The organism is Brevundimonas sp. GW821-FHT12C05 (assembly GCF_058807475.1).
In genome coordinates this window covers 1,685,262-1,706,594 of record NZ_JBXAQS010000001.1, presented here as the reverse complement: position 1 = coordinate 1,706,594, position 21,333 = coordinate 1,685,262, and the positions used below count along the sequence as shown (strand labels likewise).

Annotated in this window: 15 protein-coding genes; 9 read left to right on the top strand and 6 right to left on the bottom strand. The window is 68.2% G+C overall.

What is annotated here, in order from left to right:
- The first annotated feature begins 11 nt into the window (after nucleotides 1–11).
- Nucleotides 12–1,628: a phytoene desaturase family protein gene (locus AC1RRF_RS08135; RefSeq protein ID WP_492834155.1), complete on the top strand. Its 1,617-nt coding sequence runs from the start codon at nucleotides 12–14 to the stop codon at nucleotides 1,626–1,628.
- Nucleotides 1,629–1,687: 59 nt separating this feature from the next.
- Here the strand turns inward: AC1RRF_RS08135 and AC1RRF_RS08130 are convergent, their stop codons facing one another.
- Both AC1RRF_RS08130 and AC1RRF_RS08125 read right to left on the bottom strand, forming a co-directional pair.
- A complete protein-coding gene (locus AC1RRF_RS08130; protein ID WP_492833921.1) occupies nucleotides 1,688–2,065 on the bottom strand; it encodes a response regulator in 378 nt (125 codons plus the stop codon).
- The gene (locus AC1RRF_RS08125; RefSeq protein ID WP_492833920.1) at nucleotides 2,062–3,567 is read right to left on the bottom strand and encodes a sensor histidine kinase; all 1,506 of its coding nucleotides are present in this window, start codon (nucleotides 3,565–3,567) and stop codon (nucleotides 2,062–2,064) included. Before AC1RRF_RS08125 ends, AC1RRF_RS08130 begins: the two co-directional genes overlap by 4 nt.
- 159 nt (nucleotides 3,568–3,726) lie before the next feature.
- On the opposite strand from AC1RRF_RS08125, the gene AC1RRF_RS08120 reads away from it, so the two are divergent.
- From AC1RRF_RS08120 to AC1RRF_RS08085, 8 genes are all read left to right on the top strand, one after another.
- Nucleotides 3,727–5,220: a carboxylesterase/lipase family protein gene (locus AC1RRF_RS08120; protein WP_492833919.1), complete on the top strand. Its 1,494-nt coding sequence runs from the start codon at nucleotides 3,727–3,729 to the stop codon at nucleotides 5,218–5,220.
- Between the two features lie 610 nt (nucleotides 5,221–5,830).
- Nucleotides 5,831–6,910 (top strand): LacI family DNA-binding transcriptional regulator, encoded by a 1,080-nt coding sequence (locus AC1RRF_RS08115; RefSeq protein WP_492833918.1) that lies wholly within the window; start codon nucleotides 5,831–5,833, stop codon nucleotides 6,908–6,910.
- Nucleotides 6,903–9,860, top strand: coding sequence for a TonB-dependent receptor (locus tag AC1RRF_RS08110; RefSeq protein ID WP_492833917.1), 2,958 nt, complete (start codon nucleotides 6,903–6,905; stop codon nucleotides 9,858–9,860). Before AC1RRF_RS08115 ends, AC1RRF_RS08110 begins: the two co-directional genes overlap by 8 nt.
- An 88-nt stretch (nucleotides 9,861–9,948) precedes the next feature.
- Nucleotides 9,949–11,385, top strand: coding sequence for a glucoamylase family protein (locus AC1RRF_RS08105; protein WP_492833916.1), 1,437 nt, complete (start codon nucleotides 9,949–9,951; stop codon nucleotides 11,383–11,385).
- Nucleotides 11,386–11,408: 23 nt separating this feature from the next.
- Nucleotides 11,409–12,656, top strand: coding sequence for an extracellular solute-binding protein (locus AC1RRF_RS08100; RefSeq protein ID WP_492833915.1), 1,248 nt, complete (start codon nucleotides 11,409–11,411; stop codon nucleotides 12,654–12,656).
- Nucleotides 12,653–13,579 carry a carbohydrate ABC transporter permease gene (locus AC1RRF_RS08095; RefSeq protein ID WP_492833914.1) on the top strand — a complete coding sequence of 309 codons (927 nt, stop codon included), beginning with the start codon at nucleotides 12,653–12,655 and terminating at the stop codon, nucleotides 13,577–13,579. Before AC1RRF_RS08100 ends, AC1RRF_RS08095 begins: the two co-directional genes overlap by 4 nt.
- Complete coding sequence (locus AC1RRF_RS08090; protein WP_492833913.1) at nucleotides 13,576–14,391, top strand: carbohydrate ABC transporter permease; 816 nt, start codon at nucleotides 13,576–13,578, stop codon at nucleotides 14,389–14,391. The genes AC1RRF_RS08095 and AC1RRF_RS08090 overlap by 4 nt, the downstream gene beginning before the upstream one ends.
- 13 nt (nucleotides 14,392–14,404) lie before the next feature.
- The gene (locus AC1RRF_RS08085; protein WP_492833912.1) at nucleotides 14,405–17,617 is read left to right on the top strand and encodes a discoidin domain-containing protein; all 3,213 of its coding nucleotides are present in this window, start codon (nucleotides 14,405–14,407) and stop codon (nucleotides 17,615–17,617) included.
- Nucleotides 17,618–17,623: 6 nt separating this feature from the next.
- On the opposite strand, the gene AC1RRF_RS08080 is transcribed toward AC1RRF_RS08085, so the two are convergent.
- The 4 genes from AC1RRF_RS08080 to AC1RRF_RS08065 form a co-directional block, all read right to left on the bottom strand.
- Nucleotides 17,624–18,022 (bottom strand): hypothetical protein, encoded by a 399-nt coding sequence (locus tag AC1RRF_RS08080; protein WP_492833911.1) that lies wholly within the window; start codon nucleotides 18,020–18,022, stop codon nucleotides 17,624–17,626.
- 5 nt (nucleotides 18,023–18,027) lie between these two features.
- On the bottom strand, nucleotides 18,028–19,155 hold the full coding sequence (locus AC1RRF_RS08075; RefSeq protein WP_492833910.1) for a hypothetical protein: 1,128 nt from the start codon (nucleotides 19,153–19,155) through the stop codon (nucleotides 18,028–18,030).
- 121 nt (nucleotides 19,156–19,276) lie between these two features.
- Entirely contained in the window at nucleotides 19,277–20,761 is a 1,485-nt protein-coding gene (locus AC1RRF_RS08070) for a replicative DNA helicase (protein ID WP_492833909.1), read from the bottom strand.
- A gap of 118 nt (nucleotides 20,762–20,879) precedes the next feature.
- The gene (locus tag AC1RRF_RS08065) at nucleotides 20,880–21,254 is read right to left on the bottom strand and encodes a hypothetical protein (RefSeq protein ID WP_492833908.1); all 375 of its coding nucleotides are present in this window, start codon (nucleotides 21,252–21,254) and stop codon (nucleotides 20,880–20,882) included.
- Between the last annotated feature and the right edge of the window lie 79 nt (nucleotides 21,255–21,333).

The following is a 21,333-nucleotide window of genomic DNA, read 5'->3' as shown; positions in this document are numbered from 1 at the left end:
GTTCGCCGGACATGCTAGAGCGGCATGAGGGAGGGACCATGACCACAACCGCCACCGACGTCGTCATCCTGGGCGGAGGCCACAACGGCCTCGTCTGCGCCTTCTATCTGGCGAGGGCCGGGCTGAAGGTGACGGTGCTGGAGCGGCGCCATGTCGTCGGCGGGGCGGCGGTGACCGAGGAATTCCATCCTGGTTTCCGCAACTCGACCGCCAGCTACACCGTCAGCCTGCTGAATCCGAAGGTCATCGCCGACATGGATCTGGCCCGGCACGGGCTGACCGTGGTCGAGCGCAAGGCAGCCAACTTCCTGCCCTTCGACGACGGCCGCTACCTGCTGGCGGGGGAGGGGCGCACCCAGGGCGAGGTGGCGAAGTTCTCGGCCAAGGACGCGGCGCGGCTGCCCGAGTACGAGCGGCGGCTGGAGGTCGTGGCGGCCATCCTGCGCGACTGGATCCTGAAGAGCCCGCCCAATGTGGTCGACGGGGGCTGGGCGGCGATGCTGCCCGAACTGCTGAAGGGCGCGTCGCTGGGCAGGCAGGCGGCGGGGCTGGACGTGCAGGGGCGGCGCGACCTGCTGGACCTGTTCGCCAAGTCGGCGGGCGACTGGCTGGACGGCTGGTTCGAGAGCGATCCGATCAAGGCCCTGTTCGGCTTTGACAGCATCGTGGGGAACTACGGCAGCCCGTACACGCCGGGCTCGGCCTATGTGCTGCTGCATCATGTGTTCGGCGAGGTGAACGGGAGGAAGGGCGTCTGGGGCCACGCCCTGGGCGGCATGGGCGCGATCACCCAAAGCATGGCGAAGGCCTGCGCCGAACTGGGCGTCGAGGTGCGGCTGGACACCGCCGTGGCCGAGGTTCTGACCGAGAAGGGCCGGGCCGTCGGCGCGGTGACCGAGGGCGGCGATACGGTGCGGGCGCGGGCCGTGGTCTCCAACCTGCATCCCCGGCTGCTGTTCGAGACGCTGGTGGACGAGGCGGTGGTTCCGGCGGACTTCCGCGAGCGGATCGGGAACTACCAGTCGGGCTCGGGGACGTTCCGGATGAACGTGGCCCTGTCGGAGCTGCCGAACTTCACCGTCCTGCCCGGGCAGGGCGACCATCTGACGGCGGGCATCATCATCGCGCCGACGCTGGCCTACATGGATCGGGCGCATGCGAGCGCGCGGCTGAATGGATGGTCGAGCGAGCCGATCGTCGAAATGCTGATCCCCTCGACCCTGGACGACAGCCTGGCTCCGCCTGGACAGCATGTGGCCAGCCTGTTCTGCCAGCACGTCGATCCGACGCTGGCCGATGAACACCGCGATACGGTGGCGGACCTGATGATCGAGACGGTCGACCGCCACGCGCCGGGCTTCAAGGCCTCGGTGGTCGGGCGGCTTGCGTTGGGGCCGCGCGATCTGGAACGCCGCTTCGGCCTGGTCGGCGGCGACATCTTCCACGGGCGGCTGACGCTGGACCAGCTGTTCAGCGCCCGGCCGGTGCTGGGTCATGCCGATCACCGGATGCCCGTGCCGGGGCTCTACCTCTGCGGCTCCGGGGCCCACCCGGGCGGCGGCGTGACGGGGGCGCCGGGGCACAATGCGGCGCGGGCGGTGCTGAAGGACCTGAAGGTCAGGCAGTAGGCAGCAGGATCGCAGGTCGTCGGCGGAAGGCGCAGATCCTCCTACTGCCTACTGCCTCTTCAGACCTTCGCCACTCCCACCGCCGCCATCAGCGCATCGCGGACCGCCGCCTCGGTGAACGGCTTTTGGATGGTCGGCTGGCCGCGCCAGGCGTCGGGCAGGCCGCTTTCGCCGTAACCGGTCGAGAAGATGAACGGCACGCCGCGCGCCTTCAGCGCCTCGGCGACCGGGAAGACCTGGCGACCCGCAACGTTGACGTCCAGCAGGGCGGCGTCCAGCGGCGTCTCTTCCACGGCCAGCCTCAGGCCGTCGTCGATATTGGCGGCCGGCCCCACGGGCGTGCAGCCCATGTCCTCGAGAATGGTCTCGAGCAGCATGGCGACGAGGGACTCGTCCTCGACGATCAGGACGCGTCGGCCCGAAAGGGGTGCGGTCATTCACTCTTCTCCCGGTCCAGCGGGACCATAAACTCCGCAGTGAAGCCGGAGGTTGCGTATTCAAGCTTCACTTCGCCCGCCAGGTCGTGGCGGACGTTGCGTTCGATCAGGCGGCTGCCGAAGCCCCGGCGCGTGGGTTCGACGACGGGCGGGCCGTCGATCTCGCGCCAGGTCAGGTGCAGAACCGGGTTCATCTGGTCGGCGACGGCCCAATCGATCAGCACCCGGCCCTCGGGTCCCGACAGGGCGCCGTATTTGGCGGCGTTGGTGGCCAGTTCGTGCAGGATCATGCCCAGCGACAGGGCCGCCGCGGCGCCCAGGGCGACGGGCTGGCCGTTCAGGCTGATCCGTTGGGGCCCATGGGCCTCGGTTTCGTGCTGGAGGATGGCGCGCAGGTCGGCGCCCTCCCAGTGGCTGCGGGTCAACAGGTCGTGGGTGTGCGACAGGGCCAGCAGCCGGGCCTGGAAGCCCTCGGCGAAGGTCCGGGGATCGGCGTGCGACCGCGCCGTCTGCATGGCGATCGACTGGACCGTGGCCAGGGTGTTCTTCACCCGGTGGTTCAGCTCGTCGATCATCAGCTTCTGCCGCTCGGCGGCGACGATGGTGTCCGTGACGTCGTGGCCCTGCACGAAGATGCCGGCGACCTTGCCCGTGGCGTCACGGATCGGCTGGTAGATGAAGTTCAGATAGACGGTCTCCAGCGGCCCCTCGGGCGAGCGCTGCAGCTGCACCCGGCTGGCTCGGCCCTCGTGGGGTTCGCCGGTCTCGTAGACGGTGTCCAGAAGCTCGTAGAAGCCCTGACCGGTCAGCTCGGGCAGGGCCTCGCGGATCGTCTTGCCGGCGATGACGCGGTGGCCGATCAACTGGGCGTAGGCCGGATTGTGCATCTGGAACACGTGCTGCGGTCCGCTCAGGATCGTGACGAATCCCGGGGCCTGCATGAACATCTCGACCAGCTGGTTGCGCTCGGTCTGGAGGCGCTGGTTGTCCTCCTGCACCGCCTGCGCCCGGCCCAGCACCGCGCCGCCCAGGAGATCCACCGCATTGGCGTCTCCGAGGCCGGCCGTCATCGCGCGCAGGCGCTGAAGCTCGGTGATGTCGGTGGTGTGCTGCAGCAGAAAGACAACCTCGCCCGCCTCGTCGAGGATCGGGGTGTGGGTGGCGCTCCAGAACCGATCCTCGAACAGGGCGTCGCCGTTCGGACCGGGGCGGGAGATGGCGAATTTGACCACGGCCAGATGGTCGGGCTGGCGCGTGTCGCGGGCCTTCTCCAGCGAGGCCCGGACCTGGCGGACGTTCTCGGGCGCCTCCGCGCCGGGACCGGAGTCGAAGGCGGCGAACAGCGGACGGCCGATGGTCGTCTCGCGCGTGCTGCTGGTGACGTCGAGATAGGCCTGGTTGAGACCCGCGATGCGCAGGTCGGGGGTGACCAGCACATAGGGATTGGGCGAGGCGTCGAACGCGCTCGCCAGATCGACCGGCAGGCCGCCTGTTTTAGCCAATTCCCTCAAGCCTATCCCCACGCTCCGGATACTGTAACGCTTTGACCTCGCACCGGTTCCTGAAACCTTAGCAAGAAATACAAACGTCATTTGAGCCTTCCGGCGGGCGGACGCTAGTGTGGGCGGATGTTAGCTTCACTTTTCGCGGCGGCGGCCCTGATGGCGACTCCCACCGATGCTTCGCAGGCCCGTCCGACGGTGGCGATCGCCCAGGGGAATCTGATCGGCCGGGAGGCCGACGGGATCGACAGTTTCAAGGCCATTCCCTACGCCGCGCCGCCGGTGGAGGCGTTGCGCTGGCGTCCGCCCCAACCGGCTCCGACCTGGACCGATGCGCTGGATGCGGGGCAGGTGGGGGCGATCTGCATCCAGCCGCCCGCCAACGGCGACCCGGGCGTCGGCCCCCTGCCGATGAGCGAGGACTGTCTGACCCTGAACGTCTGGACGCCGCGCGAGCGGAACGGGCCCCTGCCTGTGATGGTCTGGATTCACGGCGGCGGGTACAACAACGGCTCGGGCACGGCCGACCTGTATGATGGGACCCACCTGGCCGAGCGCGGCGCGGTGGTGGTCACGATCAACTACCGGCTTGGGCGGCTGGGCTTCTTCGACCATCCGGCGCTGGCCGCCGACCGCCTGCCGGGCGAGCGCGCCGGCAACTATGGCGTCATGGACCAGATCGCGGCGCTGGAGTGGGTGCGCGACAATATCGGCGCCTTCGGGGGCGATGCGGGCAATGTGACCGTCTTCGGCGAGTCGGCCGGCGCCGTGGCCGTGACCCAGCTGATGATCGCGCCCGCCGCGCGCGGCCTGTTCCACAAGGCGGTGGTGCAGTCCGGTCTGGGCCGCCAGAGATCCGCGGAACTGGCGCTGGACCGGCCCGGCCGGCCGTCGGCGCAGTCGCTGGGGGTCCGCTGGGCGCGGGGCGCGGGCATGCCGATTGATGTGACGGCGGCGGATCTGCGGGCGGCGCCGCCTGAAACGCTGCTCAGCCCCATGCCGGCCTTCTACAGCGACAACCTGATCGTCGACGGCCAGGTCCTGACCGAGGACGTGATCGAGGCCTTCGAAGCCGGACGGCAGGCGCCCGTGCCGATGGTGCTGGGGACCAACAGCGCCGAATTCTGGTGGATCCGGCCGACCGACGCCGGCGCCTACGGGCGGATTGACGACGCCCTGACGGACGCCCAGCATGACGCCCTGCTGAACGCCTATGGCGGGGCCGCGGGCTACGACGCCCACGTGGTCAGCGACCTGATCTTCAACGAACCCGCCCGGCGGCTGGCGCGGCTGCACGCGCGGGCGGGGCATCCGATGTACCTGTACCGCTTCGACGTGGTGCCGGACTCCAATCCCGAGCCCAGCGGCGGGGCGACCCACGCGTCGGAACGGCCCTACGTCTTCGACAATCTGCATACGGTCGGACGGCCGATGGGCGAGCGGGACGCGCGCGCCGCCGCCGCCATGGCCGACTACTGGGCGCGGTTCGCGGCGGTCGGCGACCCCAACGGCGAGACACGGCCGCCGTGGCCCGAGTTCGGGGCCCAACCCGAACAGCTGCTGGAGTTCACCAACGACGGGCCGGTGGCCAAGCCGATCCCGTTCGCCGAGCGGCTGAACCTGATCGAGGCGTATTACGACCGAATGCGCTGATTGATCTCAGGGAGCGGCGAACGGCTCAGACCGTGTCTGGCCGGTCGTGGACGACCCGTCGCTCGCATCGATGGGCCTCCCCGGCGTGACCCGGCTTCCGTTGACCGAGAATCGGTCGGCCGGGGGTTCAACCAGGTCGTTGGGTCGATGTCGTCGCGCCACCGATGGTGGTGGTCGCAAGCCGCGCCGTCGGTGTCGCTGTCGGCCATCATGCCCGGAGTGTGGCTGAATCCGCACCCGGCGAAGCGCCCCGCGCCGTCAGCCCTTCAAGGGGATTTCGTCGGGTGGAAAGCGACCGTTCCCGAAATTATAAAATCACTTAATAATAAATAGTTATATTAAAAGCCTGACGCGACAGGTTTGCTCCTTCAAGCGACCGGGTTCGGAGGATTTAGCGGCGCGCGACCCCGTCCAGCGTCGGGGTGTCCCCCCGGCCACAACCCGGATGTGGCCAAATCGGGGCCTTGCGGGCCGCATGACTCCTGTGTCATGTAATCGGTTACACGGTAAATGGACGGACCCGCGGGAAGCGGGCCGGGACCTGTGACCGACCTGGGAGAATCACCTTGTTCCATTCGATGACGCAGCCTCACGGCGCGGGTGGTCGGGCTTGAAACCGGCCACCATTCGCGATGTCGCCGAGCGCGCGGACGTGTCGGTGGCGTCGGTTTCGCGGGTCCTGAACGGCGCCGGTCCGGTGACCGAGGCGACCCGCCAGCGCGTGCTCGAGGCGGTCGAGGCCCTGCAGTACGTGCCGCATTCCGGCGCCCGCAGCCTGTCGACCAGCAAGACCAACACCGTCGGCGTGATCCTGCCTGACCTGTACGGCGAATTCTTCTCGGAGCTGATCCGCGGCATGGATGTCGCGGCCCGGGCTCTGGGCTACCACCTGATCGTCTCGTCCTCGCACGACGACGCCGACGAAGCGTCGTCGGCCATCCGCTCGATGCGCGGGCGGGTCGATGGGCTGATCGTCCTGTCGCCCCATCTGGGCGCCGCCAACCTGGCCTCCGGCCTTGCCGGTCGCATGCCGGTGCTGCTGATGAACGGCGGCGGCGTGGACACCGGCCGGCCTTCGATCATCGTCGACAATCACGGCGGCGCCGTCGCCGCGGTCGAGCATCTGGTCGCCCTGGGGCGTCGCCGGATCGCCCACATCGCCGGCCCCGCCGGCAACCTCGAAGCCGAGGCCCGGATGGCGGGCTACATGGAGGCGATGGCCGCGGCCGGCCTGCCGACCTGGGTGGTCGACGGGGCGTTCACCAAGGCGTCGGGACATGAGGCGGGCGCGGCTCTGGCGGCGCTGACCGACCGGCCGGACGCGGTGTTCGCCGCCAACGACAACATGGCCGTCGGCGCGATGCTGGCGCTGCAGGACGCCGGCCTGAGAGTGCCGGAAGACATCGCGCTGGTCGGGTTCGACGACATTCCCCTGGCCAGTCTGGTGCGCCCCGCGCTCACCACGCTGAAGATCAACATCGCCGAAACCGGCAGGCGCGCCCTGCATCGGCTGGTCGATTCCATGGAAGCCACCGGCGAGGTCGCGGCTGACTGCGAGGTCATCAGACCCGAGTTGGTCGTTCGGCCCTCCAGCGTGACGCTGACAATTTCCGAAACTCGATCCGCCGACGACCGGTCGCTCGCGACCGCAGGCGAAACCATTTCCAAGGGGGAGAACCTAGATGTCTAAATTCAACATGCGCGGTGTCGGAGCGGCCTCCGTTCTGGCGCTGGCGATCGCCGTCGGCGCGCCGGGGATCGTCGCGGCCCAGACCTCGACCGCGACGCTTCGCGGCGTGGTCACCGACGGCGGCGTGGCTGAAGCCGCCGCCCAGGTCACCGCCCGCGAAACCAGCACCGGCTTCGTGAACCGCGCGACGGCGACGGCGAACGGCGCCTACGCCCTGCCGAACCTGCGTCCGGGCACCTACGAGATCACGGTCCAGACCGCCGACGGCCAGACCTCCACCGAGATCCTCACCCTGCAGATCGGTCAGCAGGCCTATCTGCCGTTCGAGGTTTCGACGCCCGCCGTCGATGCGAACGCGACCGAACTGGGCGAAGTCGTCGTCACCGGGTCGCGCAACGCGATCGAGGTGCGGACGTCGGAGATCGCCACCCAGGTCACGGCCCAGCAGATCGAAACCCTGCCGCAGAGCAACCGCAACTTCCTGAACTTCGCCGCCCTGGCTCCGGGGATCCGCCTCAACCCGGACGAGTTCCGCCGCGATTTCGCCGCGGGCGGCAATACGGGCGGCAGCCTGGGATCGAGCCAGGTCAACGTCTTCATCGACGGCGTCAGCCTGAAGTCGAACGTCAACCAGGGCGGCCTGATCGGCCAGGATTCCAGCCGCGGCAACCCGTTCAGCCAGCTGGCGGTGCAGGAATTCCGCGTCTCGACCTCGAACTTCAAGGCTGAGTACGAGAACGCCGGCACTTCGGTCATCACCGCCATCTCGCGGTCGGGCACCAATGAGCTGCACGGCGAAGTCTTCGGCGTCTACTACAACGACGACATGACCCGCCGGAACATCTTCCAGCGGCGCAACGGCACGGCCAAGCCCTCGGTCGAGCGCTCGCAGTACGGCGCCTCGCTGGGCGGCCCGATCATCCGCGACCGCCTGTTCTTCTTCGGGGCCTACGAGGTCAATGACCAGGTCCGCAACAACGACGTCATCGCCGGCGGTTCTGCCGCCCAGCGCGCCACCCTGCCGTCGCGGGTGAACCTGGCGAACTATGAAGGCAGCTTCGCCAGCCCGTTCCGTCAGGACATCTATTTCGGCAAGCTGACCTACCGTCATGACGACTCGTCCACGTTCGACCTGCAGGTCAGCTATCGCGACGAAGACGACATCCGGAGCTTCGGCGGGCAGAACTCGTTCGAGCGCGCCGAGCGGGCCGTCAACGAGATCCTGAGCATCAAGGGGCAATGGGAATACGTCGGCTCGGGCCTCTTCAACGAGATGGCGGTCGACTACCGCGAGTCTTCCTTCCGTCCCGAAATCATGAACCCGGATCTGGTCGGCGAGACCTTCTCGGGCATCATCGCCATCGGCGGGCGTTCGACGGCGCAGGAGGTTCGCGAAGAAATCCTGACGTTCCGCAACAACACGACGCTGGATCCCATCGATTTCGGCGGCACGCACCTGGTCAAGTTCGGCATCAAGATGTCGCTCATGGATTTCACGGTGTTCAGCGGCCAGAACATCAACCCGACCTTCACCTACAACCTGAATCCGTCGCAGGGTCTGGACTACAGCTTCCCGAGCCAGGCCACGTACGGCGTCGGCGCGCCGACGGTGACCGCCAGCAACCACCAGTTCGGCATCTTCATCCAGGACGACTGGGAGGTGAACGACCACCTGACCCTGAACCTGGGCATCCGCTGGGATCTGGAAAGCAACGCCAACAACAACAACTACGTCACGCCGGCCAACGCCGCCGCGGCGCTGCGTTTCGCCGAAACCACCCTGCGGGGTCAGGGCGGCAGCTTCGACGCCGAGCGCTACATCTCGACCGGCGATAACCGCGACGCCTACAAGAACGCCTTCGGGCCGCGCGTCGGCTTCTCGTACGATGTGTTCGCGGACCAGCGGACGGTCATCTTCGGCGGCGCCGGCCGCTTCTTCGACCGCACCCTGTTCCGCAACGCGGCGGAAGAGAGCCTCTTCCGTCAGTTCGTGAACCGCACCTTCCGCTTCTCGCGCGACGGCCTGCCGCGGAACGGCGAGTCCACCATCCTGTGGAACGAGTCCTATCGCAGCCGGGCCGGCCTGGATGGTCTGATCGCTTCCGGTCAGGCGCCGAACGGCGAACTGCGGGTCATCCCGAACGATCTGGAACCGCCGTACACCGATCAGTTCTCGATCGGCCTGCGCCAGAAGATCGGCGACTGGCAGACCTCGGTGTCGCTCGTTCACCAGATCGGCAAGAACGAGATCGCCTACTTCCCGATCAACCGGAATGTGACGCTGAACGCGCAAGGCCGGATGGTGGCGTTCACCGTTCCCGGCTTCGGCTCCATCGTGGCGGCGGACAATGCCCGCGAGACCCGCTACACCGCCATCTACGTGCAGGCCGACAAGCCTTACACCCGCGCCAGCGGCTGGGGCGCGACGTTCGCCTACACCGGCGCCGACTCCGAAGCGAAGTGGAACGAGTTCAACTTCGACTTCCCGCGGGCCGCGGGTCGTCCGTTCGTGCCCAACGGCGGCGACGTCGAGCACCAGATCGTCGCGACCGGCATCGTCGATCTGCCGTGGGAGATGCAGCTGTCGGGCATTCTGTCGCTGTCCTCCGGCAACCCGTACAACGTCAACGACAACAGCCGGATCGACGAAGCGCCCGAGTTCTTCCAGAACTTCCGCCAGGGCTTCTACGGTCGGCCGGATCGTCACAGCTTCATCATTCCGGACGCCTTCGCCTACCGGAACCTGGATCTGCGTCTGACCAAGGAACTGGATGTGCCCGGCGGCAAGCTTCAGCTGATTGGTGAAGTGTTCAACGTCTTCAACTTCGACAACTACAGCGGCTTCGACGGCTTCATTCCGGAGACGGGCACGAACGCGAACTTCGGCAAGCCGAACTCGACGCTCGGCCTGCAGCGCACCTTCCAGTTCGGAGCCCGCTACCGCTTCTGATCGACTCCTGAGCCTGACGGCCGCCCCCGGGCCAACCCCGGGGGCGGTCGATTTTTTGACTGAGTATTTTCGAGTAAGGATGGACCCCATGGATCGCAGACGGTTTCTGATGGGCTCCGCCGTCGCCGGCGCGGCCCTCGCGGCGGCGGGGTGCACGACCATGGCTCAGCCTGCCGTTTCGCCGATCCGGACCCGCGTCGATCCCGCCGTCAATGACCTGCAGCACCGGACCTTCGACTGGTTCGTCCATGTCACCGACCGTTCGACGGGCCTGACGCCCGACCGCTGGCCGACCCCGTCCTTCAGCTCCGTCGCCGCCGTCGGCTTCGCCCTGACCTGCTGGCCCGTCGGCGTCGAGCGTGGCTGGATGAGCCGCGCCGAGGCGCGCGAGCGCACCCTGACCACCATCCGCTTCTTCCACGACCTGCCGCAGGGGCCTGAGCCCACCGGCGTGGGCGGGTACAAGGGCTTCTTCTACCACTTCCTCGACATGAAGACCGGCCACCGCTTCGACCGCACCGAGCTGTCGACCGTGGACACCACCTTCCTGGTCGCGGGCATGCTGTTCGCCGCCCGCTGGTTCGACGGTGAGCACCCCGCCGAGGCCGAGATCCGGCGCCTGGCCCAGGCCGTCTACGACCGGGTCGAATGGGACTGGGCCGTGGTCCGCCCGAACCGCATCACCATGGGCTGGCACCCCGAGAGCGGCTACATCCCGGCCGACTGGAACGTCTACAACGAGGGCATGCTGGTCCTGCTGCTGGCCATCGGCAGCCAGACCCACCCCGTGCCGACGACCGTCTGGGACGAGTGGTGCAGCGTCTACGACCACAGCTGGACCGACCGATGGGGTCCCAAACACCTGCATTTCGCGCCCCTGTTCGGGCACGAGTTCAGCCATATGTACGTCGACTTCCGCGGCATTCAGGACCCGTGGCTGCGCCAGCAGCAGGCCGAGATTCCGGGCTTCGACTATTTCCAGAACAGCGTCCGCGCCGTCGACGCCCAGCGCAAATACGCCATCGACAATCCGATGGGCTGGGCCGGCTATTCGGAGAACGTCTGGGGCCTGACGGCCTGCGACGGGCCGGGCGACTTCCGTCAGGTCGTTGACGGACGCGAGCGTGAATTCTTCAGCTATTCGGCGCGCGGTCCGGGCGAGCGGGATGACGGCACCATCGCGCCGACGGCGGCCATGGCCTCGCTCCCCTTCGCTCCGGACCACGTCACCGCCTGCCTGAAGGCCATGAAGGCCCGCTACGGCGCGGGGATCTACACCCGCTACGGCTTCCTGGACTCGTTCAACCCGACCCTGACCCGGAGCGACGCCGAACTGCGCCACGGCAAGATCCTGCCGGGCATCGGCTGGGTCGCGGACGACTACCTGGGCATCGACCAGGGCCCCATCGTCATCCAGATCGAGAACCATCGCTCGGACCTGGTGTGGAAGCATATGCGCGGCGAGCCGAACCTGACGCGCGGCCTGCGGAAGGCCGGCTTCACCGGCGGCTGGCTGGACGCATGAGCCTGACCCGGCCGGATCGACGCATGACGCTCGGCCTCCTGGCCGGGGCGGCCGCGTCCGGCCTGACGGCCTGCGGCCCTCGCAATGACGGCCGGACCCATCTGCGCTTCTGGGCCATGGGCAATGAGGCGACCAACGTCGGCCAGATCCTGCCCGAGTTCGAGCGGTTGAACCCGGGCATCCGGGTCGAGGTCCAGGCCCTGCCGTGGACGGCGGCCCACTCCAAGCTGCTGACCGCCTATGCGGGCGACTCGCTGCCGGATCTCAGCCAGGTGGGCAACACCTGGGTGTCCGAGATGACGGCCATCGGCGCGATCAGCCCGACGCCCGACTTCGCCGCCGACCTGCTGACGGACCAGTTCCCGGCGGTGCTGGACACCAACCGCATCAACGGCCGCCCGATGGCGACGCCCTGGTATGTGGACACCCGGCTGATCTTCTACCGCTCCGACATCCTTGCGCAGGCCGGCTATGACGCCGTGCCCCAGACCTGGGCGGAGTGGAAACGGTCGATGCATGCGATCAAGCGCGTGGTCGGGCCGGACAAGTACGCGGTGCTGCTGCCGGTCAATGAGTTCGAGCAGCTGCTGACCTTCGGCCTGCAAGGCGACGAGGCCCTGCTGCGCGACCGGGACACCCGCGGCAACTTCTCCAACCCGTCCTTCATCGCGGCCCTGGCCTTCTACAAGAGCCTGTTCGACGAGGGGCTCGCCCCGCTGGCCTCGGCGGCGCAGATCTCCAATGTCTGGACGGAGTTCGAGCGTGGTTGGTTCAGCTTCTACTTCTCCGGCCCGTGGACCATCGGCGACTTCAAGACGCGTCTGGCGCCGGGCACGCGCTGGATGACCTCGGGCGTGCCGGGGCCGACCGGGCCGGGCGCCTCCGCGCCGGGTGGATCGTCGCTGGTCGTCTATCGCTCGTCGCCGCATCAGGAGGCGGCGTGGAAACTGGTCCGCTACCTGTCCGAGCCGCGCGTGCAGGCGATCTTCAACGGCATCACCGGCAATCTGCCGGCGCGCGAAAGCGCCTGGGCCGCGCCGACGGTGGCCGGCGACCCCTATATCGCGGCCTTCAAGGGTCAGCTGTCGCGGGCGAAGGCGGTGCCCAAGGTGCCGGAGTGGGAGCGGATCGTGACCGAGATGCAGATCGTGGCCGAACGCATGGTGCGGGGCCAGTACACCCCTGAAACCGCCGCGGCCGAGATCGACCGCCGCGCCGATCGCCTGCTAGAGAAACGCCGCTGGATGATCGAGCAGGGGAGGGCGGAATGACCGTCCAGCCCGTCCCGCACGCCGGCGGCGCGCCCATGACCCGCAAGCGCGAGCGCGCGGCCTGGGGCTTCGTCGCTCCGGCCCTGATCGCCATCGGCGTCTTCTTCGCCATTCCGGTGTTCGCGGCCCTGCTGCTCAGCCTGACCGATTTCGACATCTATGCGCTGGCCGACATCGGCAACATGCGCTTCGTCGGCCTGCAGAACTACGAGCGGTTGTTCACCAATCCGCTGTTCTGGGGCGCGATGAAGAACACCGGCCTGTTCGCCGTTCTGGGCGTGCCGCTGTCCATCGCCACCTCCCTGGGCGCCGCCGTGATCCTGAACGCCCGGGTGGTGAAGTGGCGGCCCCTGTGGCGGGTGATGTTCTTCGCCCCCTATGTGACCACCCTGGTCGCCACCGCGGTGCTGTGGAACTACCTGCTGCACACCCGCTACGGCGTGATCAACTGGGCCATCTCGAGCATCGGCCTGCCGCCGGTGGACTGGCTGGGCGATCCCTCGACCTCCATCCCGGCCATCCTGATGTTCGTGGTGTGGAAGATCTTCGGCTACAACATGCTGATCTTCCTGGCGGTTCTTCAGACCGTGCCCGACGACCTCTACGAGGCCGCGCGCATCGACGGGGCCGGGCCGTGGAAGCAGTTCCGGCACGTGACCCTTCCGGCCATCGCCCCGACCCTGCTGCTGGTCTCGATCATCTCGGTGGCGGGCTTCTTCCAGCTGTTCGCTGAGCCCTATGTGATGACCCAGGGCGGGCCCGCCCAGTCGACCGTGACGGTGCTCTACTTCATGTACGAAGAGGGCTTCAAATGGTGGAACCTGGGCTCCGCCAGCGCCGTGGCCTTCGTCCTGTTCCTCTGCATCCTGGCCGTGACTCTGGTGCAGCTGGCCGTGGCCAGGCGGGTGGGAGCCTACGAATGAAGCCGCGCGCCATCCTGCTCAATGTCGCGGTCGCCATCATCGCCCTGCTGGTGCTGTTCCCGCTGGCCTGGATGCTGTCGGTCAGCTTCATGTCGACCGGCGAGGCATCGGCCTTCCCGCCGCCTCTGCTGCCCAAGGTCTGGACGTTGGACCACTATCGCGACCTGTTCCTGAACCAGGGCATGGGCCGCTATCTGTGGAACAGCTTCGCCCTGGCGACCCTGGGCACCGTGCTGGCCTTGGCCTTCACCGTTCCGGCCGGCTACGCCTTCGCCAAGCTCCGGTTCCGGGGCCGCGAGCGCATCTTCCAGATCCTGGTCGGGGCGCTGGTGGTGCCGGCCCAGATCGGCACCTTGCCGCTGTTCCTGATGCTGAAGTCGATGGGCCTGGTGAACACCTACGCCGGGGCGCTGGTGCCGTGGCTGGCCTCGATCTTCGGCCTGTTCCTGGTGCGCCAGTATGCGCTGAGCATTCCCGACGAGATGCTGGAGGCCGCCCGCATCGACGGCGCCAGCGAGGGGCAGATCTTCCGCCGCGTGGTGCTGCCGACGCTGCAGCCGATCGTGGTGACCCTGGCGCTGTTCGTCTTCCTGGGCAGCTGGAACGACTTCCTGTGGCCGCTGATCATCCTGACGGACCAGTCCAACTACACCCTGCCGGTGGCGTTGGCGGCGCTGTCGCGCGAGCATGTGCAGGACGTCGAGCTGATGATGGCCAGCGCCGTCATCACCGTCGCCCCGGTGCTGATCCTCTTCCTGGCCCTGCAACGCTACTACATCCGCGGCATGCTCGCGGGCAGCGTGAAGGGCTGAGCGGAGTAAAGGTATGCGCACGCTTCTGCTGGCTCTGGCCGCCGCGGTCCTCGCGCTCCCGGCTCACGCCCAGACCTCCCGCGCGCTCGACACGTTCGAGACCCTGACCCCGTGGAAGGCCGACGCCTCCACCGACGTGTCCTCGGCCATTTCCGCGGTCCCCGGCCACGACGGCCGGGCGATGCGGCTCGACTATGATTTCAACGGCCGATCCGGCTACGCCTTCGCGGCGCGGTCGCTCGATCTGGCGGTCCCCGACAACTACGAGATCAACTTCTGGGCGCGCGGCGAGATGCGGCCCAATACGCTGGAGATCAAATTCACCGACGCCTCGGGCGAGAATGTCCACTGGCGCCAGGTGCGCGGCTTCCAGGCCGCCAACGGCTGGACCCGCTACACGATCAAGAAGCGCCAGATCCTCTGGGCCTGGGGGCCGAACCCCGACCGCACCTTCCGCGGCGCGGCGCGGATCGAGTTCGTCGTTACCGCCGGGGAAGGAGGGCGAGGCTGGCTGGAGATCGACCAGTTGGAGCTGCGCGACCTGCCGCCTGAGCCGTCCGTGCCGCCGCGTCCAGTGGCGAGCGCGACCAGCGAGGATGGCGTCAATTTCGCCGCCCGCGCGGTGGACGACGACCCGCTGACCTTCTGGCGCACCACCGGGGCCGGCGAACAGAGCCTGACGCTGGACCTCGGCTATGAGCGGGAGTTCGGCGGTCTGACCCTGCGCTGGGCCGATCGGATGGCGGCGTCGCGCTATCGGTTGATGGCGTCATCGGACGGGCGCGGCTGGCGCGAACTGGCGGCGGTGAACGGCGGTGACGGCGGCGTCGACTGGCTGCGCACGCCGGAGGCTTCGGCCCGCTGGCTGCGGCTCGACCTCGAGGCGCCCCGTGACGAAAGCGGGGTCGTCGGTCAGGCGGGGGCGGGTCAGCGGCTGGGGCAGGCGGCGGCGAACGCCTATGCGCTGAACAGCCTCGAGATCGAACCCCTGTCGTTCGGCGAGACGCCGACGACCTTCATGCTGGCCGTGGCCAGGGAGAGCCGCCGCGGCCTCTATCCGCGCGGCTTCGCCGGCGAGCAGCCCTACTGGACCCTGGTCGGCGTCGACGGCGGCGGCGAAAGCGGCCTGATGGGCGAGGACGGCGCCATCGAGCTGCGCCGGGGCGGGCCGTCGGTCGAGCCCTTCGTTCTGGACAACGGGCGGCTGGTGACCTGGGCCGACGTGAATGTCACCCAGTCGCTGCAGGACGGCTATCTGCCCATCCCGTCGGTCACCTGGACGGCGGACGATTGGACGCTGAAGATCACGTCCTTCGCCCGTGGATCGTCCAACCTCGGCTGGCTTTTCGGGCGCTATGACCTGACCAACCACTCTGACCGGCCGTTGCGTCTGTCGCTGGCCCTCGCTGTTCGGCCTTTCCAGGTGAACGGTCCCAGCCAGTTCCTGACGACCCCGGGAGGCGTGGCGCCGATTGGCGGGATTACGCTCCATGATCATCAGTCCCTGGTTGTGCCGGGCGCCGGAACGATCATTCCATTCGTACCCGCCGACCGGTATGTCGCCTCCAGCTTTGACGCCGGCGCCGACCCACAGAGTCTGGTCGCCTCTGCCGGGCGCCAAGGTCCTCGCGGCGTCATGGACCGCGCCGGGCTCGCCTCGGCGGCCTATGTCTATGACGTCGAGCTGGCTCCGGGGGAGACGCGGACCTTCGGGTTCCAGCAACAGCTGTCCAGAAACCATCTGGCCCTCTTCGATCGCAGCGAATGGGCCGATCCGGCGGTCTATCTGGATCGCGAGCAATCGGAAGCCGCCGCCGCCTGGCGCGAGAAGCTGGACCGGTTCGACATCACCCTGCCGCCCTCCGCGGGGCCGGTGGAGGCGGTGATGAAGTCCTCGCTCGCCCATATGCTGATGTCGCGGCAGGGGCCGATCCTGCAGCCGGGCACGCGCAGCTATAACCGCAGTTGGATCCGTGACGGGGCCATGATGGCCGAGGGCCTGAACCGGCTGGGTCACGCCGACCTGTCGGCCGACTATCTGCGCTGGTTCGCGCCGCTGGTGTTCGACAACGGCAAGGTGCCGTGCTGCGCCGACAGCCGGGGCGCCGATCCGGTGCCCGAGAACGACAGCCACGGCGAGTTCGTCTTCCTGGCCGCCGAGGCCTACCGCTACACCGGCGACACGGCCCTGCTGCGTTCGGTCTGGCCGCAGGTGCAGGGCGCGATCCGCTACATGGACGAACTGCGCGCCTCGACCCGAACGGCGGCGTTCGAGGCGGCCGACAAGCGCCACCTCTACGGCCTGCTGCCCCCGACCATCAGCCACGAGGGCTATTCCGACCGTCCGGCCTATTCCTACTGGGACGACTTCTGGGGCCTGCGCGGCTACGGCGACGCCGTTTTCATCGCGCAGACGCTGGGGGATGCGGAGGCCGCCGCGCGCTTCCGGGCGTCAGAGGTCCAGTTCAAGGCCGACATCATGGCCTCGATCACCGCCACGGCGCGTGTTCACGGCATCGACTGGATCGCCGGCGCCGCCGACCGGGGCGACTTCGACGCGACCTCGACCACCATCGCCCTGTCGCCGGGCGGGCTGGTCGATGAGTTGCCGCAGGATCTGCTGACCGGCACCTTCGACAAATGGTGGGACAACTTCACCGCCCGGCAGGAGAACCGTCAGGCCTGGAAGGACTACACGCCGTACGAACTGCGCAACGTCGGGGCCATGGTGCGGCTGGGACGGCGGGATGAGGCGCTGCGGGCGCTGGACTTCTACTTCGCCGACATGCGCCCCCGGGCCTGGAACGGCTGGGCCGAGGTGGTGGGCCGCGACGCGCGCGAGCCGCGCTTCATCGGCGACATGCCGCATGCCTGGATCAGCTCGGACTACATCCGCTCGGCCCTGGACCTGCTGGTCTATGAGCGCGACAGCGACAACGCCCTGGTGTTGGCCGCGGGCGCGCCGACCGCCTGGTTGGAAGGCGAGGGCGTCGGGGTCAGAAATGTACGAACAGCATACGGAGCCCTGACCTACCGCCTGCGCCGGGACGGAGGCGGCTATGTGCTGGCGCTCGGGCCGGGCGTGACGCCGCCCGGCGGGTTCGTCCTCCAATGGCCGAAGGGCGAAACGCCGCCGGCCCATGTGCGGATCGATGGGCGCGCGGCGGCGTGGACGGGATCGGAACTCAACATCCCACCCGGCGCGCGCCGGGTGGAGATGCGATAGTTGGGCTTATTGAGCCGCCGCCGGCGCCTCGAGCGGCGCCGGGGCGGGCTCGGTCCGCAGGACCGAGGGATCGTTGCAATAGGCGTCGCCCATGACGTCGTAGCTGAAGGCTGTGGGCGTATAGCCCGGCATCATCATCAGGTTGCGGCGGGCGGTATGCAGCTGCTTGCGATAGCCGGCGGGGCCGCAAAGCTCCGCCGCCCGGCGCTCCCAGTGGGCGAAGGCCGTCGATGGATCCCGCACCCCCTGCGGCAGGCTCACGCGTATGGTGTAGCCCCCCGCACCGTTCAGGGTGTCGGTGTAGCCGTAGTATTTATGCGCCGCGACATCGATCGGGGTGTAACCCGGATCGGTCACGCAGGCCGCGAGAAGGGTCAGCCCCAGCACCGCGGCCCCGGTCCGCACGGCCCTCATCGAGCCGAGCGGGCGGCCCGCGCCTGTTCCTGGATGTTGCGGGTGCGGGTCTCGTTCACCTCGGCGATGGCGGCCGCATTTCCGTAGGTCACGAAGTCGGTGACATTGCCCGGCAGCGAAACATAGGAGCCCGCCATGACGCCGGGGCCGACGCGACGGACGGTGCGGCCGTCCGGCAGGGTCTCGACCAGTTCATCGACGCCGGTCAGGCTGGGAATGGCGGTCTGGTTCATGTCCAGGACGGCGTACCGGGCGACGAAGGCGTGGGCGCCTTCGATCTCGGCGCGCAGCAGGGCGCCGTTGTTCTTGGTCCACTCGCGGGCCAGGAAGATCGAGATTTCGGGCTTCGTCAGCGTATCGTTGGCCGCTTCCTCCAACTCCTTGTTCATCGCCTTGAAGGCGTCGGTGCCCTCGGCCGGTGGGGCGCCATGCTCGTCCAGGGCGTTTTCCCGGATGGAGGCGACCAGTCGCTCGCGAAGCGCGGGCGTCAGGATCGGGATCGGCAGCTGGTTGGAGCTGTAGGTGAAGGTGTTCCGGTACAGCGGGCCGCTGAGCTCGGTCTCCGGGACCTTCTCGAAGGCGTAGGGCGTGGCGTAGGGGACGGCGGCGTTCTCATAGGTCAGGGTGACCGAGACCTGCAGCGTCGTGGCGTCCTCCGACAGAAGGTAGGAGGTGGTGACTTCCAGAGCGTCGTCGACGACGCCGGGGGTGGTCACCTTCTGCACCGTGCGCACGTCCGAGACGACCACGCCGCCCTGATCCGCGGCGGCGATCTGCCGGGTGAAGTGCTGGACCAGCGACTCGTTCAGCGCCTCGGCGGGCATCACCTCGGCCAGTTCATTGGCGGCGGCCCGGGCCCGGCGCGACGGGGTGTAGTTCATGATGCCGTCGATGGCGGCGCCGACCAGCACGCCCAGCAGCCCCTGCGAGGCGGCGGCGGCCGAGGAGTCCTGCCGGACCCAGCTCTTCATCACGCCGCTGTTGTTCTCGGCGACCACCACGGAGGTGGGGCCGACTGTCTCGATATGCTGCGCGTTCAGCGGACGCGCCAGCGGCGACGGCTCAACCGTGGCGCAGGCGGCCAGAGACGACGCGACAAGCGCGCTGATGACAAGATTTCGCATGTTAGCCCCCAAGTCGTCTCCCCAGACGACACTTTGGTTAACCTATCTCCGGCTGGAGGTGAGTCAACCGCGGCGCGTGCGGCGCGCGGACGCGCCCGTCAGGGGAACCGCGTCCGCCCGGTCACTCGTAGTTGCTGCTGTAGCCCTGGCCGTGGGCCAGGTTGCCGAACTTGGTAGTGTCGGCGTCGAAGCTCAGCTTGACGATGCCGATGGGGCCGTGGCGCTGCTTGCCGATGACCACTTCGGCCTGGTGCTCGAGGCGGTCCATGTCCTGCTGCCATTGCAGGTGTTCCTCGGTGCCTTCCTTGGGCTCGGCCCGGCCCAGGTAGTAGCTCTCGCGGTACACGAACATGACGCAGTCGGCGTCCTGCTCGATCGAGCCCGACTCCCGAAGGTCGGACAGCTGTGGCCGCTTGTCCTCGCGCTGCTCGACCTGACGCGACAACTGCGACAGGGCGATGATCGGCACCGACAGTTCCTTGGCCAGGGCCTTCAGGCCGCCGGTGATCTCGGACACTTCCTGCACCCGGTTCTTCTGGCTGTTCTCGCCGGTGGTGATGAGCTGCAGGTAGTCGACGATGATCAGGTCCAGCCCGTGCTCCATCCGCTTCAGGCGGCGCGCGCGGGCGGCCAGCTTGGAGATGGACAGGCCGCCGGTGGCGTCGATGTAGAGCGGGCTTTCGCCGATCTCGACCGCCGCGTCGCGGATCTTGCCGAAGTCCGAGGCGTCGATCTCGCCCTTGCGCAGCTTGTCGGACGACACGCCCGAGGCGTCGGCCAGGATACGCATGGCCAGCTGTTCGGCGCTCATTTCCAGCGAGTAGAAGGCGACCACCCCGCCATTGACCGTCTTGCGGCCCTCCGGGGTCGGCTCCCAGCGATAGCTGCGCGCCACGTTGAACGCGATGTTGGTCGCCAGCGCCGTCTTGCCCATCGATGGACGGCCCGCGAGGATCAGCAGGTCGGACGGGTGCAGCCCGCCCAGCTTGGAGTCCAGGTCGTCCAGGTGGGTCGCCAGCCCGGCCAGCTTGCCATCGCGCTGATAGGCTTCGGCCGCCATCTGCACGGCGCCGGACAGGGCGGTGGAGAAGCTGACGAAGCCCGAGGACGGCTTGCCCGTCTCGGCCAGCGAATACAGGGTCTGTTCGGCCTGTTCGATCTGTTCGTCGGCGGGCGTCTCGGGGTTCGGCGCCTCCTTGATGATCTCGCCGCCGATGCGGATCAGATCGCGGCGCAGCGCCAGGTCATAGACCACGCGGGCGTAGTCGGGGGCGTTGGCGCCGGGCGGGGCGCGGTCGACCAGATCGGCCAGGTAGCGCAGTCCGCCGAACTCCTGGAAGGCGGGGTCCTGCTTGAACCGCTCCATCAGGATGGTGGGCTCGGCCAGCATGCCCTGGCGGATGTGGTCCTCGACCGCCTCATAGAGCCGCTGGTGGAAGGGCTCGTAGAAATGGCTGCCGCGCAGCCGGTCGCTCAGCCGCTCGAACACCCCGTTGTCGAACATCAGGGAGCCGAGCAGCGCCTGCTCCGCCTCAAGGTTGTGCGGCAGCGAGGTGATGGAGCCGGAATCCATGGACGGGAAGGCGGCGGGAGCGAAGGCGTTCATCGTCATGCTCATGCCCTTAGCAGGCTGGCTCGTCATGCGCGCAGGGATCGTTCCCGGGGGACAGAATCGGGCGGCTGTGGATGCGGTGGAAATTCCGCAATCGGATCAGTTAACGCCGTTAGCCCGCGCAGGGGTAGCGCGCGCCCATCCAGGACCGGATGCCGTCCGTCACGCTCATGCGCTGGCGGCGAGCCTGGGGGATGGCGTTCAGGTGGGCCAGCAGTTCGCGGACGTTCAGGTTGATCTGCGAAGGCGGGCAGGCGGGCGGCGTCCGGCCGGCGGCGCGGGCGGTCTCGATTTCGGTCCCGACGGTGCGGAATCCCCGCTCGGCCTCGCCCTTCAACCGGTGGGCGTCGGGTCGCAGCATGGCCGTGGGATTAAGCGGGATGCGGTTGGCGCGCGTGACGAAGTCGTCCAGCGTCATGCCGGACTGGGCCGACGCCGACCCGACGAAAAGACAGGCGGCCAGAACCGCCATCAGGACTGCGCGCATGAACCGCTCCCTCAGAACGGCTCAGCTTGTCAGCAGAGTTTATGGCGAAACGACGGTCGATGGCGCGGACGGCGAGACC

Bases quoted from the DNA above. Each gene is read 5' to 3' on its own strand.
- AC1RRF_RS08135 (WP_492834155.1), top strand. From the start codon at position 12: ATGCTAGAGCGGCATGAGGGAGGGACCATGACCACAACCGCCACCGAC.
- AC1RRF_RS08130 (WP_492833921.1), bottom strand. From the start codon at position 2,065: ATGACCGCACCCCTTTCGGGCCGACGCGTCCTGATCGTCGAGGACGAG.
- AC1RRF_RS08120 (WP_492833919.1), top strand. From the start codon at position 3,727: ATGGCGACTCCCACCGATGCTTCGCAGGCCCGTCCGACGGTGGCGATC.
- AC1RRF_RS08110 (WP_492833917.1), top strand. From the start codon at position 6,903: ATGTCTAAATTCAACATGCGCGGTGTCGGAGCGGCCTCCGTTCTGGCG.
- AC1RRF_RS08105 (WP_492833916.1), top strand. From the start codon at position 9,949: ATGGATCGCAGACGGTTTCTGATGGGCTCCGCCGTCGCCGGCGCGGCC.
- AC1RRF_RS08100 (WP_492833915.1), top strand. From the start codon at position 11,409: ATGACGCTCGGCCTCCTGGCCGGGGCGGCCGCGTCCGGCCTGACGGCC.
- AC1RRF_RS08095 (WP_492833914.1), top strand. From the start codon at position 12,653: ATGACCGTCCAGCCCGTCCCGCACGCCGGCGGCGCGCCCATGACCCGC.
- AC1RRF_RS08090 (WP_492833913.1), top strand. From the start codon at position 13,576: ATGAAGCCGCGCGCCATCCTGCTCAATGTCGCGGTCGCCATCATCGCC.
- AC1RRF_RS08085 (WP_492833912.1), top strand. From the start codon at position 14,405: ATGCGCACGCTTCTGCTGGCTCTGGCCGCCGCGGTCCTCGCGCTCCCG.
- AC1RRF_RS08075 (WP_492833910.1), bottom strand. From the start codon at position 19,155: ATGCGAAATCTTGTCATCAGCGCGCTTGTCGCGTCGTCTCTGGCCGCC.
- AC1RRF_RS08070 (WP_492833909.1), bottom strand. From the start codon at position 20,761: ATGAACGCCTTCGCTCCCGCCGCCTTCCCGTCCATGGATTCCGGCTCC.
- AC1RRF_RS08065 (WP_492833908.1), bottom strand. From the start codon at position 21,254: ATGCGCGCAGTCCTGATGGCGGTTCTGGCCGCCTGTCTTTTCGTCGGG.